General features: G+C 48.0%; 12 protein-coding genes. 7 read left to right on the top strand and 5 right to left on the bottom strand.

Features of this window, described 5'->3' with window-relative positions:
• The first annotated feature begins 74 nt into the window (after nucleotides 1-74).
• Nucleotides 75-416 (top strand): cupin domain-containing protein, encoded by a 342-nt coding sequence (locus tag MHI06_RS17840; protein WP_340398646.1) that lies wholly within the window; start codon nucleotides 75-77, stop codon nucleotides 414-416.
• A 231-nt stretch (nucleotides 417-647) separates the two neighbouring features.
• Here MHI06_RS17840 and MHI06_RS17835 read toward each other — a convergent pair whose 3' ends face one another.
• Genes MHI06_RS17835 through MHI06_RS17815 form a run of 5 tightly spaced genes read right to left on the bottom strand, consistent with a single transcriptional unit; the run spans nucleotide 648 to nucleotide 3,442 of the window.
• On the bottom strand, nucleotides 648-950 hold the full coding sequence (locus tag MHI06_RS17835; protein WP_200904543.1) for a metal-sulfur cluster assembly factor: 303 nt from the start codon (nucleotides 948-950) through the stop codon (nucleotides 648-650).
• A gap of 28 nt (nucleotides 951-978) precedes the next feature.
• Entirely contained in the window at nucleotides 979-2,211 is a 1,233-nt protein-coding gene (locus MHI06_RS17830) for a hypothetical protein (RefSeq protein ID WP_340398645.1), read from the bottom strand.
• Nucleotides 2,212-2,224: 13 nt separating this feature from the next.
• Nucleotides 2,225-2,830 (bottom strand): DUF2249 domain-containing protein, encoded by a 606-nt coding sequence (locus tag MHI06_RS17825; RefSeq protein WP_340398644.1) that lies wholly within the window; start codon nucleotides 2,828-2,830, stop codon nucleotides 2,225-2,227.
• Nucleotides 2,817-3,191 carry a hypothetical protein gene (locus MHI06_RS17820; RefSeq protein ID WP_340398643.1) on the bottom strand — a complete coding sequence of 125 codons (375 nt, stop codon included), beginning with the start codon at nucleotides 3,189-3,191 and terminating at the stop codon, nucleotides 2,817-2,819. The genes MHI06_RS17825 and MHI06_RS17820 overlap by 14 nt, the downstream gene beginning before the upstream one ends.
• A 17-nt stretch (nucleotides 3,192-3,208) precedes the next feature.
• Nucleotides 3,209-3,442 carry a DUF2249 domain-containing protein gene (locus MHI06_RS17815; RefSeq protein ID WP_036613358.1) on the bottom strand — a complete coding sequence of 78 codons (234 nt, stop codon included), beginning with the start codon at nucleotides 3,440-3,442 and terminating at the stop codon, nucleotides 3,209-3,211.
• A 319-nt stretch (nucleotides 3,443-3,761) separates the two neighbouring features.
• Here MHI06_RS17815 and moaA point away from each other — a divergent pair, with 319 nt between their 5' ends.
• The 6 genes from moaA to MHI06_RS17785 are packed head-to-tail and all read left to right on the top strand — an operon-like array spanning nucleotide 3,762 to nucleotide 12,943.
• Nucleotides 3,762-4,763 carry a GTP 3',8-cyclase MoaA gene (gene moaA / locus MHI06_RS17810; protein WP_340398642.1) on the top strand — a complete coding sequence of 334 codons (1,002 nt, stop codon included), beginning with the start codon at nucleotides 3,762-3,764 and terminating at the stop codon, nucleotides 4,761-4,763.
• Nucleotides 4,764-4,820: 57 nt separating this feature from the next.
• Nucleotides 4,821-8,573 (top strand): nitrate reductase subunit alpha, encoded by a 3,753-nt coding sequence (locus MHI06_RS17805; protein WP_340398641.1) that lies wholly within the window; start codon nucleotides 4,821-4,823, stop codon nucleotides 8,571-8,573.
• On the top strand, nucleotides 8,563-10,032 hold the full coding sequence (gene narH, locus MHI06_RS17800; protein WP_124116288.1) for a nitrate reductase subunit beta: 1,470 nt from the start codon (nucleotides 8,563-8,565) through the stop codon (nucleotides 10,030-10,032). The genes MHI06_RS17805 and narH overlap by 11 nt, the downstream gene beginning before the upstream one ends.
• Entirely contained in the window at nucleotides 10,017-10,709 is a 693-nt protein-coding gene (narJ, locus tag MHI06_RS17795; protein WP_340398640.1) for a nitrate reductase molybdenum cofactor assembly chaperone, read from the top strand. Before narH ends, narJ begins: the two co-directional genes overlap by 16 nt.
• Complete coding sequence (gene narI, locus MHI06_RS17790; RefSeq protein WP_340398639.1) at nucleotides 10,706-11,431, top strand: respiratory nitrate reductase subunit gamma; 726 nt, start codon at nucleotides 10,706-10,708, stop codon at nucleotides 11,429-11,431. The genes narJ and narI overlap by 4 nt, the downstream gene beginning before the upstream one ends.
• The gene (locus MHI06_RS17785) at nucleotides 11,432-12,943 is read left to right on the top strand and encodes an MFS transporter (RefSeq protein ID WP_340398638.1); all 1,512 of its coding nucleotides are present in this window, start codon (nucleotides 11,432-11,434) and stop codon (nucleotides 12,941-12,943) included.
• The last annotated feature ends 101 nt before the right edge of the window (nucleotides 12,944-13,044 follow it).

The raw sequence follows: 13,044 nt of genomic DNA, 5'->3' as shown, positions 1-13,044 counted from the left end.
ATCAAGGAAACGCGGGCTTTCTTGCGTTAAGATGAATGCATTCACAGATTATATTATCGAGGAGGACGATTATCATGAGTATTACGTCATTGCAAGAAGTCAAAGTATTCAGTGAGGACCGTTTCACGAAACGGGTTTTATTCCAACAGGGTGGTGGAGTGACCTTTGTACTTCATTTTTTGCCAGGTCAGCAGCTTCCCGTTCATAAACATCCGGGCACAGACGTTATTTTACTGGTAGTCGAAGGCACAGGTACACTTATTCTGGATGGAAAAGAACAAGTGGTGAAACAAGAGGATGTGATCCATTGCGGCGGTGAAGTAGAGTTCGCATTCCATAATACAGGAGCTCAGGAAGTTCGTTTGTTCGTGGTGTTAAACAAAGTGCCAGCAGCATCGTATGCAAAGGACATCTAACATCTAATATCAAGGAATCGATAGAATGATTCACTTAACGGCACTTAAACGTAAGGGAAACTCTTTTCTGGAGTTTCCTTATTTATTTTTTATTCAAGAATGCCTTGATCAAGTGTGTGTTCCCATCGCAAAACAAAAAGCATACCTGGGTCTGAGAACATCAGATCTTAAGTATGCTTTTTCGTATTTCGCCCGCAACTTGTCCAATCATCCGGTCTATAGTCATTCTGCCTAGAAGTATCCCAGCATTTCCTTGGCTTCATTCGACATCAGCTGTGGAGACCATTGTGGCTCCCACACGACTTGAACATCAATATCGGTCTTATTTGTATTTTCCTGCAAAACCCATTTCACCGCTCCGACAATTGTATCGTGCAGCGGGCAACCTGGTGTAGTCAGCGTCATTCGTACATGAACCCGTTCAGACTCTTCCCTTACTTCATACACCAGACCCAGGTCAACGATATTGACACCTAATTCAGGGTCATATACTTCCTTGAGACATTCCAGCAAATGCGTGGTTTGTTCCATCATGTTCACTCTCCAGTCCACCTTAGTTATGTTAACGTCTGAATACTAAAGCAATATTTGTTATATAAACGATGGATACAAGAGACAAAATCGTCCCTCCAACCATCATGACCTCTGCCAGATTAATTAGAATTCCACTGACAAGTAGAACACTTCCAGCGACCATGGCGAGCATACCCCAATTGACATACCGTTCACTCAGCATACCTGCCATTAGCGGTGTTCCGGGTCTGCCTGCCTGCTTGCCATATTTGTGGGTCCACCACAGAAAAGGCACGATTTTGGAGGCATAGCCAAGTATGGTGAGAGACACCCAACCCCCGAGATATACCCATCCAGACAGTAGAACAACACGTGGATGGAGCAGCAGCTCAGTCCCTTGGGAGGAATAGATCAGTAGGGCAAGAGCATATACAGCAAACGCACGGCTTACATATACAGACCAGCGGATACCCGGACCTGGGTTACTTTTGTGCCGTTTCTCCTGAATTTGCTCCAAGTGATACACATAGAAGAGCAGGGCTGAGGTTAGAAGTAGGAGTGCGAGCCAGAGCAGGCCTCCCTTAATACCTGTCAGAAATGCGACAACACCTGTAACTACAGCTGTATTCCACAGAACCAAGACCACTTTCTGCAATCGGATGGAATAATTATGGGACAGGTAGAACATGGGCAGCATTTTGTAACTGAAGCCGGTAATTAACATGCCAAACCAGCCGAGTGTTCCCATCCAGATATGTGCGCCGAATAATCGTTCATGCAGACCATTCCAATCACCAAAGGCAAAATTCAGACCCATCAGCATACCGGAAATCCCGGTAAGAACCAGATAAAGACAGGAACAAGCTGCACTGATCGTTACCGGATTCCACTGTGAGGCACGGAAGAGGGTAACGCCCATATTCCACCCGAACAACAGAATGCCCGAGAGAGCGAGTGTAGCAGAACCGGCAATCCAGATGACATCTGCACGAATGAAGCCGTATAACATGCCCACGATTCCGATACTGAACAAGAAATAATGACAATAACCGAGAAACAGACTGTAGATATTGGATTGCAGAATAACATGTATCAACTGATAAACGGCACCCATAGCCAGCATGGTTGCCCACCCGAGTACAAACAGATGGGCATGAAACCAGCCTTCGGGTCCTCTTAGTTCATCACCAAGCCAGCCTGTCAGCGAGAGCAGGGAGAATGCGTGATACATTACAAATCCAAAGATGCCCGTGATGATAAAAAGAAACGGCAACCTGGACATGGCTTTCGCCTCCTTACCCTTTTTCAATTCTCACTTTCGCCGTACCATCAGCTTGATCCTCAACCGTGAAGGGGCAACCGAGATTATTTAACTCTTCAATCAAGAAGACTGGTACACGGTCATTGTGAATCAGTACGACTTCCCCAGGTTTGCAACGCTCAAGTGCGGCAAGTGTTCGCATCATGGGTTGTGGCGGTTCCAATCCGCGATTGTCCAGTATAACGTTGGGCGCCTGTAGAGATTCAAAGTTTTCAATCGCAACAGCTTGCTCCTCCGGATGGCCTTTGCATGAAGCTGATTCTTCGTCTGAACCGGGCTCAGAATCAGCTTCCGATTCAGATAAAACCATTGCAGATAATACTTTTGCACCGGTTTTATTTTTTTTGTGCACAAACGTGGTAACCCAGTGATCTGAACCCTTTCGTTCCGAAGTGCTGGAGTACCCTTTCATCTTGAGAATACCGAGCAGAGGCGTTGGTTTGAATGGAGCATGGAGTACAAAGACATCTTCATGTTGAAGGCCTTTGACCGTGTCCATGATTAGTTGAAACGGCTCCAACTTTTTACTCAGATGAGGACGCACATCCAATTCAACAATATGGATATCAGATGGAGACATGTGCGTTCACATCCGATCCTGCACTAGCTGCATCCGCCTGCTGTACCAACTGTAGAGATGATTCATACAGGGCGGCCATCCCACCGTACAGCGCATAGAAGAATGACTCCGGCGCATCGAGGGAGAAGGACAGATAGGCTTTGGGGTCCATGCCGAGCACACGCTCAAAAAGTCTTGCACTGTCAAAGGCGTAAAAACAGAAATGAGTATATTCGAACACAGGCATTTTTTCGTAAATGGTGGTAATCTCTTGCGCATATTCCGCTTGCTCACGCTGTGCCAATTGAACCATGGTTGTGGCGTCTTCCAGCCGCAGCGTGATGCGAAGTGTAGTATCGTCAATGATTTCAACGTGCGCCATAGCGGTTCAGCTCCAATCTATAATTTACTGATTTTGACTTGGAAGGTTGTAGGGCCCTGCTCAATATACTCCCAGTTGAAGCCATCAGGATGTGTGGACTGGAACTGGAATCGAAGTGGCTTTGGATCGTGATCGTTAATGAGCAGCATGGATTCCTGTGGTTGCAACTGATCAAACGTTTCGAAAATAACTTTATGTTTCAAATGCGGTGGGTACTCCGTGGCATTAATGGTTGCTGCGTATGTGTTCATGTGTCATTCCTCCAAATAGGGATAGTGTGTGTTGCAATTTGATTATAGAAAACGTGAAGAGGGGGCTGTGTGAGCCTGCTCACACATTTTCTTTTGCCATAATTTTGCCTTATTTAGACTAGAATCCTGTTTGGAAAGGCGTTGTGGAGCATATATAAATGTGCAACTGTGCGCTATGTTTCACTTCTTGTGATATTTTGCACAGTTCGCAGAGCGAGAGATCCTTATATTTAGCGTCAAGATGACAAGCGATGAGAGGAAGAAAGTTCCCTCCTTCAGCCGATGTTAAGACAGCACCCTAGAGAAGGGAGGTACGTGTATGGAATCAAAATTAATGGACCCGTTTGGAAGAGTACATGATTATTTGAGAATCTCGGTTACGGATCGTTGTAATCTCCGCTGTGTGTATTGCATGCCGGAGGAAGGAATGCAGTTTGAACCGACAGAACGCATCCTGTCCTATGAAGAAATCACGTCCATCGTTAAGGCGCTTGCTCCACTGGGCATTCGGAAATTGCGTTTGACCGGAGGGGAGCCTCTTGTTCGCAAGGGGCTGGATCAACTGATCGCGATGTTATCCGCTATTCCGGGAATTGAGGACATCGCATTGACAACCAATGGCATCTATTTGGCAGCTTATGCGGATTTGCTGAAGGCTGCGGGACTAACCAGGGTGAACATAAGCCTGGATTCTTTGAAGCCCGAACGATTCGCAAGCATTACTCGAGGCGGCAAGGTACAGCGTGTGCTGGAAGGTATTAAAGCCAGCCAAAAGGCCGGATTTCATCCGATCAAGCTGAACGTGGTGCTTATGAAAGGTGTGAACGACGATGAGGTGGAAGATTTTCTGCGGATGACCCGGGATGAACCCATTCATATTCGTTTTATTGAGTACATGCCTATTGGAGAAAGTGGAAATGGCTGGAGATCAGGGTATATGCCTCTCGAACATGTGCTGGAAACATGTGGAGCCCGATGGGATTACGAAAGCTGTGGAGAGATTTACGGGAATGGTCCTGCAGACAGTTATCGCATTGTGGGAGCTGCCGGAACCTTTGGTCTGATTCACCCGGTGAGCAGCCATTTCTGCGGGAATTGCAATCGGCTTAGGCTGACGGCAGACGGTAATATCAAACCTTGTCTCTACTGGTCGGATGAGTTCAATGTTCGTCCACTCGTAGGTGATGACAAGGCGGTGCAGGATTTATTTTACAAGGCGCTCGGAGCCAAACCCGAAACACATGACATGTTAAAAGCCTTAAACGGGCAACAGATCAACGGCACGCCAACGCTGCGACATATGTCGCAAATCGGAGGTTAGCAACAGTAGTTCAGGATTCAATTTGCATCAACAGGTCGTATATGTGGGAGGACAACAATGAGTAACAAAAGCATGCCCTGGATGGGCAAACTCAAGTATTTTGCTAAACGTGAAAAAAGTGCGGAGGGCTGGAGTGAAATGTCCCCGGTCAACCGGGATTGGGAAGATGTCTACCGCCGCCGCTGGCAGCATGACAAAGTGGTGCGTTCCACACACGGCGTCAATTGTACAGGATCATGCAGCTGGCAGATCTATGTGAAAGACGGCATTGTCACTTGGGAAACGCAGGCTACCGACTATCCTTCAACCGGACCGGATATGCCGGAATTTGAACCCCGTGGATGTCCACGCGGAGCGAGTTTTTCATGGTATCTGTACAGCCCGCTGCGTGTCAAACATCCTTACGTACGTGGTGCATTGCTGGACATGTGGCGTGATGCGCTTCAGACGCATGGTGACCCAATTCAAGCATGGTCCAGCATTGCGGATGATCCGGCCAAAGTGAAAAGATACAAATCGGTCCGTGGTAAAGGGGGATTAATTCGCGCGTCATGGGGTGAAGTGACACAGATTATCGCCGCTTCGCTGATTCATACGATCAAAGAATACGGGCCGGACCGGATTATTGGTTTCTCTCCGATTCCTGCCATGTCGATGGTCAGTTATGCAGCAGGATCACGCTTCTTATCTCTGATGGGATCACCATTGCTTAGTTTTTACGACTGGTATGCCGATCTCCCACCGGCTTCACCTCAGATCTGGGGCGATCAAACGGATGTGCCGGAGAGCAGCGACTGGTACAATTCGGGATATATTCTGGTATGGGGCTCCAATCTGCCAATGACGCGGACACCGGATGCCCACTTCTTGGCTGAGGCACGTTATCGGGGAACGAAAGTGGTGTCGATCAGCCCGGATTATGCGGAGTATGTGAAATTCGCAGATACGTGGATGTCAGTAAAACAAGGAACGGACGGCGCTCTGGCGATGGCTATGGGCCATGTCATTCTAAAAGAGTTTTATATTGAAAAACCTACGGACTATTTCATGCAATATGCCAAACAGTATACGGACTTTCCAAATCTGCTGATCGTGGAAGAAAAGGATGGCGTACACACAGCAGGCAGATTTCTCGTTGGGGAAGATCTGGGCATCACAGGCAATAACATGGCTTGGAAAACGCTCGTTTACGATGAAAACAGTGGAACCTATGCGATGCCAAAAGGAAGTTTGGGCTTCCGTTGGGGTGAAGAAGGCACATGGAATCTCAAAATGGAACAGGTGGAGAACGGTGAGCCGATTGATCCAAGACTATCCATGCTCGGCGTCCATCATGATCTTGTAACGATTCAACTTCCGTACTTTGATGATGAGGGAAAACATGTCATGGAGCGGCAGATTCCTGTACGACAGATATGGTTAGGAGACAAATGGATTACAGTAACAGCCGTATACGATCTGGTACTTGCCAAATACGGAATTGAACGTGAAATGACGCGTTCAGCGGATTCAGCAGAAGTAGTCACTGGTGTGGAACAGTTGAGTGTACGTGTTAACCATGGAGATGACATCTTGCATGCACCACAGGTAAAACCATTCACTCCAGAGTGGCAAGAGAAAATCACTGGTGTGGACCAAGAGACTGTCCTACAGATTGCACGTGAGTTCGCACAGAATGCGATCGATACCAAAGGTCGTTCCATGATCATCATGGGAGCCGGTATTAATCACTGGTACAACTCCGACGTCATCTATCGCGCCATTATTAACTTAATTCTGATGACAGGTTGTCAGGGTGTGAATGGTGGAGGCTGGGCCCATTATGTCGGTCAAGAAAAATTGCGTCCGGCTGAAGGCTGGCAGACGATTGCCTTTGCTCGTGACTGGACCGGACCTGCACGTCTGCAGAACGGAACCTCCTTCTTCTACTTTGCAACAGATCAATGGAGATACGAGGAGACCCAAGTCGGAGAGTTGACTTCGGCGCTTGAAGGTGAACCGCGGTTCCAGCATGTGGCTGATTATAATGTGATGGCTGCGCGTATGGGCTGGCTTCCATCCTATCCACAATTCAATCGTAACTCGATTGATCTGCATCAGGATGCATTACAGGCCGGAGCAACGACGAAGGAAGAGATTGGCGCTTATGTTGCTTCCGAGCTACAGAACAAAAATCTGAAGTTCTCGATCGAGCAACCGGATGATCCGGCGAACTTCCCGCGTGTACTATTTGTCTGGAGAGCGAATCTGATCTCAAGTTCCGGCAAAGGGCATGAGTATTTCCTGAAACATTTGCTCGGTGCAACGAACGGATTGCTGAACGATGACGATCATGGACTGCGCCCAGAGCATGTGGAGTGGGTGGATGAAGCACCGGAAGGCAAGCTTGACCTGATGATCAACATGGATTTCCGCATGGCAGGAACAGCGATGTATTCCGATATTGTGCTGCCAGCAGCGACCTGGTATGAGAAAAGCGATCTGAGCAGTACGGATATGCATCCGTTCGTTCATCCATTCAATCCGGCGGTAGCCGCGCAGTGGGAATCCCGTTCCGACTGGGATACCTTCAAGGAAATTGCACGTGTATTCTCCGAGATGGCTGCGCAGCAATTCGATGGGCCGCAGAAGGAGATTATTGCTACACCGCTCTTGCATGATTCACCGGATGAGCTTGCTCAACCGTACGGAGAGATCAAAGACTGGAGCGCGGGAGAATGTGAAGCGATCCCGGGGAAAACGATGCCGCATATTCAGGTCGTGGAACGTGATTATGGTGCCGTATATAACAAAATGATCAGTCTAGGACCTGTGGTGAAGGATAAACCAATCGGTACCAAAGGCATATCCTGGTCTGCCAGTGAAGAGTATGAAAAACTCAAGGGTATTCTGGGCGTGAATCGTAAAGATGGCGTTGGACAAGGATGTCCGGATCTGAGCACCGACCGCAATGTTGCGGAGGCAATTCTGACCTTGTCTAGTACAACGAACGGCAAGATGGCTGTACGTGCGTGGGAAGCGCTGGAACAGAAAACGGCACTGCATCTGAAAGATTTGGCTGAGGAACGGTCTGAGGAATGTTTTACATTTGACGAGATCACTTCCAAACCGAAAACGGTTATAACTTCACCTGCATTCAGCGGATCGGAAAAAGGCGGACGTCGATACTCGCCATTCACCACCAATGTGGAGCGCCTGATTCCATGGCGTACATTGACGGGCAGACAGCAGTTCTATATTGATCATGCGATGCTCCGCGAATTCGGAGAGACATTAGCGACATTTAAACCTGTGCTGAAGCATACGCCGTTCCATCCGAACAGCAAACGTCCGATCGAAGGTGGCAAAGAAATTGTCCTGAATTACCTGACACCGCATAACAAGTGGTCGATCCACAGTATGTACTATGATGCGCTGCCGATGCTGACGTTGTTCCGAGGTGGCCCGACAATCTGGATGAACTACGAAGATGCAGAAGAAGCCGGACTGGTCGACAACGACTGGATCGAATGTTTCAACCGTAACGGGGTAGTCGTTGCCAGAGCCGTAGTAACACACCGTATTCCTCGCGGCATGGCATTCATGTATCATGCTCAGGACCGTCACATTAACGTCCCGGGTACCAAAATATCACAGACACGTGGGGGTACGCATAACAGTCCGACACGTATTCATGTGAAGCCAACACATATGATCGGTGGTTATGCCCAGTTAAGTTATGGCTTCAACTACTACGGCCCGACAGGCAACCAGCGTGACCTCAACGTCATCATAAGAAAACTGCAGGAGGTGGATTGGCTTGAAGATTAAAGCACAAGTCAGTATGGTCATGAATCTGGACAAATGCATAGGGTGCCATACATGTAGTGTAACGTGCAAAAACACCTGGACTAATCGTCCAGGTGCAGAATATATGTACTGGAACAATGTGGAGACCAAGCCAGGGGTCGGTTATCCAAAACAATGGGAGGACCAGGAGCGTTATCGCGGTGGCTGGGAGATGAAGAATGGCAAACTGGAATTGAAGTCCGGCACACGGGCAAGACGCTTGCTTAACATTTTCCATAACCCGGATCAGCCTACCATTGACGATTATTACGAGCCATGGACATACGAGTATGAGAAACTGACGAACAGTCCAGAGAAAAAACATCAGCCTGTAGCAAGACCGAAATCCCAGATTACCGGTGAGTATATGAATCTGGAGTGGGGGCCGAACTGGGAAGATGATCTGGCAGGTGCCCATGTAACCGGGATGGAAGATCCCAATATGAAGGGTGTCGAGGACTCGATCAAAATGGATTTTGAACAGGTATTTATGATGTACTTGCCACGAATCTGTGAACACTGTCTCAATCCGGCCTGTGTGTCCTCCTGCCCTTCCGGAGCAATGTACAAACGGGAAGAAGACGGGATTGTCCTGGTTGACCAAAATGCATGCCGCGCATGGAGATTCTGTGTATCGAGCTGCCCTTACAAAAAAGTCTATTTCAACTGGCAGACGAACAAGGCGGAGAAATGTACCCTTTGTTTCCCTCGGATTGAAGCAGGTCTGCCAACGATCTGTTCCGAAACTTGTGTGGGACGTATCCGTTATATCGGCCTGATGCTGTATGATGCAGACCGTGTTGAAGCCGCTGCTTCCGTTGAAAATGATCAGGATCTCTATGAATCCCAGATGGATATTTTCCTTGATCCGAATGACCCTGAGGTGATTCGCGAAGCGCGCGAGGCCGGAATTCCAGAGGATTGGATTATTGCAGCGCAGCAGTCCCCTATTTATAAAATGGTTATCGACTGGAAAATTGCGCTCCCGCTTCACCCAGAATACCGCACCATGCCAATGGTATGGTATATTCCACCGCTTAGCCCGATTACCAATCGGGTAGAGGGACAGGGAAGTTCGCTGGAGGCCAATGATATTTTCCCGGCGATTGATAACATGCGTATTCCAGTGGAATATTTGGCCAATCTGCTTACGGCAGGAGATACAGATCGAATCCGTGAAGTACTACGGAAAATGGCAGTTATGCGCATTCACATGCGTAACCAGCAGACGGGTAAGACCAGTGAATCGGAATTACTGGAAAGAGTAGGCATGGATGCTCAGGAAGTGGAGGACATGTACCGACTGCTCGCTATTGCAAAATACAATGACCGTTTTGTCATCCCGCCAGCTCACCGTGAGGAAGTGGAAGATCTCTTCAGTGAACAGGGCAGCTGCGGACTTGATTTTGCAGGTGGTCCAGGTTCTTGCGGAGTATTCTGATGGGAGAGGAGACAACGACAACGATGACGATCGAACCCAATGAAGGAACAGGTCAGGCTCTGGTTTACGATACGAATACGAGAAGAATGGTCTGTAAACTGATCTCCTATCTGTTGCAATATCCCGATACAGCGTGGAGAGAAGGGCTGCAGGGAGTGAAAGAAGCTATACAGTCCATTTCCGATGAGACGGTGAACCAGATCTTGCTGACATTTGTAGATGAGGCACAGGCTGTTAGCTCGATTGAGTGGCAGGATTCCTATGTTCGAACATTCGATTTTGATAAAAAGTGTAACCTCTATCTCACGTATGCTCTTCATGGAGATGAACGGGATCGGGGCCCGGCTCTGATTGAATTGAAACGCAGATATGAAGCTGCGGGATTTTATATGGAAGTAAGTGAGTTGCCGGATTATCTGCCTATGGTGCTTGAATTTGTAGCTGAGGCTCCCGAGGAAGATGCCCTGGGGGTGCTCTCCAGTTGCCATAAGGCTCTGGTCACAATGACCGAAAGCATTACCGGACAGAACAGCCCATATGGACCATTGCTCGTTCTGATGTTACAAGTAATTCCTGAGCCCCCAGCTCCTGATGTACCCAAACAAGAAGAAGCAGCTAACCAACAACCTGAAGATCTCATGCAGATCGCGGCTCAGATGAGGAGGGGGAATCGGTGAGTACACTGGAACTGTTGTTATGGGGCGCTCTTCCCTATATGGTCATTGTTTTCTGTATTACAGCAACGATCTGGAGATATGTGACGAATCCCTTCAGTTGGACGTCCAAGTCCAGTGAGATGTTGGAGAAACGCATGTTGAAATGGGGCAGTTTACTCTTTCATATTGGAATATTCGCCGTAATCTGCGGACATATTGCCGGTTTGCTTGTTCCGGTGGAGTTCTATCGCTGGATCGGCCTGAGTGATGAAGGATATCACTTGATGGCTATCGCAGGAGGATTGCCTGCGGGGATCATTGCATTTGCAGGTGCAGTCATTCTGCTGGTTCGCCGTTATGTTTCTCGCAGGGTCCGGGCAACGAGCAGCATCGGGGATTGGTTGGCCCTTGCCATGTTGACCATTGTCATTGTCACCGGCATACTGGCGACCTCGGCCAATGCGGTGAATCACACAGGTTTCGACTATCGAACAACAATTAATCCTTGGTTGCGCGGTCTGATCGTATTCCAGCCTGATCCGGTTCTGATGCAGACGGTACCGCTGAACTTCAAAGTACACATTCTGCTTACCTTTGTACTGTACTGCGTATTTCCATTTACTCGTCTGGTTCACATGCTAAGTATGCCACTGGGTTATCTGAAACGCAGTTATGTGTTGTATCGCAGAAGAGATGGAGCTGTGTATCCGAATCAGGAACAAAAAAAGGAAAGGGCGATGTAAATGCAACATAAAGGAAAGGTTCAACTGCCCTTGCAAACCGCAAGTCTGGTTCTTGGTTTCATGGTATGGGTTATTCTGTCATCTCTGATGCCATTTATTAAAGAGGATATTGCGCTTACATCTTCCCAGCTCGCATGGGCGACAGCAATTCCCGTATTGATTGGATCGATTGCCCGTATTCCAATTGGTTATTGGACGAATCGATATGGAGCACGTAATATTTTTATGATTAGCTTTGTCCTGTTGCTGGCTCCTGTATGGTGGATTAGCCGTGCGACATCGTTCAGTGATCTGGTGATTGGTGGACTGTTCCTCGGTATTGGGGGGGCTGTCTTCTCCGTCGGTGTAACTTCATTGCCCAAATATTATCCGAAAGAGCGACATGGGTTTGTTAACGGGATCTACGGAATTGGTAACCTGGGGACAGCACTGTCTGCATTCGGAGCCCCGCTGATTGCTGATCGTATGGGATGGTCTACGACGGTTCTGCTCTACAGTATTCTGCTACTAGGAATGGCAGCGCTGAATTTTGTTCTGGGGGACAAAAAGGAAACACGTGTTAATGTTCCGCTTATGCAGCAACTGAAGGCCATATCAAGCAACAATAAACTATGGTTGCTCTGCTTGTTCTATTTTCTGACATTTGGTTCTTTCGTGGCATTTACGGTATATTTGCCAAATTTCTTAGTCAGTCACTTCCAGATGGACAAAGTCGATGCAGGTATTCGTACAGCGGGATTCATTCTCGTTGCTACCATCATGCGACCTATTGGAGGCTGGCTTGGAGATCGATTTAATCCCTTCAAAATATTAATGTTTGTCTTCGGCGGATTAACGATTGCTGCAATTGTATTATCATTCGCGCCGTCATTCTATATCTACACCATTGGGTGCCTGACTGTGGCCTTATGCGCAGGAACAGGTAACGGAACTATTTTCAAATTAGTGCCAATGTATTTCGTCAAACAACCAGGTGTAGCGAATGGGATGATCTCGGCTATGGGTGGTCTGGGCGGATTCTTCCCTCCGTTGATGTTGACTTTGTTGTACAGCATGACGGGACATTACGCCATTGGTTTCATGGCTTTGTCACAGATCGCGCTGGTCAGCCTGGTACTTGTGATCTGGATGTTCTACCAAGAGAAGCTTCAGTTATCTGCCAGCATTCTGGAGAATACTATTGAAGCGATTCTGATCACGGATACGAACAGTGTTATTACTTCCGTGAACCCGGCCTTCACTGCAGTCACTGGTTATAGCGCTGAAGAGGCGGTTGGACAGAAGCCAAGTCTGCTGAAATCCGGCAAGCAAGATAAACGTTTCTATGACCAATTATGGTTGGAATTACGTGAGAAAGGATATTGGCAGGGCGAGATCTGGAATCGGAAGAAAAACGGAGAAGTCTATCAGGAATGGCTGAGTATTACAGCGATCCGTAATGAAGCCGGCGAAGTCAAATATTATGCGGGCATGTTCAGTGACATGGGCAGGCCGGAGCTCACAATAGCCTGATACATGTGTCGGTAATTGTGCATACAGCAAGAGACCTTAACATCGATTGCAGGCGTTAAGGTCTCTTTTTGCACACAGAGATTGGTTTAAGGGGCGTGGGG

Source organism: Paenibacillus sp. FSL H8-0079 (genome assembly GCF_037991315.1).
In the GTDB taxonomy this organism is placed as follows: domain Bacteria; phylum Bacillota; class Bacilli; order Paenibacillales; family Paenibacillaceae; genus Paenibacillus.
The sequence above is the reverse complement of the archived record's forward strand: the minus strand, read 5'-3'. Positions and strand labels throughout refer to the sequence as shown.

Bases quoted from the DNA above. Each gene is read 5' to 3' on its own strand.
- MHI06_RS17840 (WP_340398646.1), top strand. From the start codon at position 75: ATGAGTATTACGTCATTGCAAGAAGTCAAAGTATTCAGTGAGGACCGT.
- MHI06_RS17835 (WP_200904543.1), bottom strand. From the start codon at position 950: ATGATGGAACAAACCACGCATTTGCTGGAATGTCTCAAGGAAGTATAT.
- MHI06_RS17830 (WP_340398645.1), bottom strand. From the start codon at position 2,211: ATGTCCAGGTTGCCGTTTCTTTTTATCATCACGGGCATCTTTGGATTT.
- MHI06_RS17825 (WP_340398644.1), bottom strand. From the start codon at position 2,830: ATGTCTCCATCTGATATCCATATTGTTGAATTGGATGTGCGTCCTCAT.
- MHI06_RS17820 (WP_340398643.1), bottom strand. From the start codon at position 3,191: ATGGCGCACGTTGAAATCATTGACGATACTACACTTCGCATCACGCTG.
- MHI06_RS17815 (WP_036613358.1), bottom strand. From the start codon at position 3,442: ATGAACACATACGCAGCAACCATTAATGCCACGGAGTACCCACCGCAT.
- moaA (WP_340398642.1), top strand. From the start codon at position 3,762: ATGGAATCAAAATTAATGGACCCGTTTGGAAGAGTACATGATTATTTG.
- MHI06_RS17805 (WP_340398641.1), top strand. From the start codon at position 4,821: ATGAGTAACAAAAGCATGCCCTGGATGGGCAAACTCAAGTATTTTGCT.
- MHI06_RS17785 (WP_340398638.1), top strand. From the start codon at position 11,432: ATGCAACATAAAGGAAAGGTTCAACTGCCCTTGCAAACCGCAAGTCTG.